This window comes from Chitinophaga sp. GbtcB8 (assembly GCF_019091455.1).
Classification (GTDB): Bacteria; Bacteroidota; Bacteroidia; order Chitinophagales; family Chitinophagaceae; genus Chitinophaga.
This window is the reverse complement of sequence record NZ_JAGXJN010000504.1, coordinates 1-231: the sequence shown is the minus strand read 5'-3', so window position 1 is coordinate 231 and position 231 is coordinate 1. Positions and strand designations below refer to the sequence as shown.

Here is a 231-nt window from a genome sequence, read left to right as displayed (position 1 = left end):
CTTCCTGTATAGTGGCCAGGGGTGCTAATTGCGCATTGTTAACAATAATGTGATTAATAAACCCATCGCTCACCCCTTCTGAATAAGATGCTTTTACGGCTGTCAGCGGGTCCTGCGTAGGAGTGCCGGTGCCGTGCACCATGGCATCATAGGCCAGCTTTACCCGCTCCCAGCACTAATCTCCGTCCATAGCGTAATAACGGCTGGCAATGGAGGCCAGCTGCCCGCTGG

General features: G+C 53.7%; 1 pseudogene. It reads right to left on the bottom strand.

Annotated elements, in window-relative coordinates:
* Positions 1-160 (bottom strand): annotated as a pseudogene (locus KVT36_RS32415) (2,3-bisphosphoglycerate-independent phosphoglycerate mutase); the annotation flags it as partial.
* Positions 161-231 lie beyond the last annotated feature (71 nt).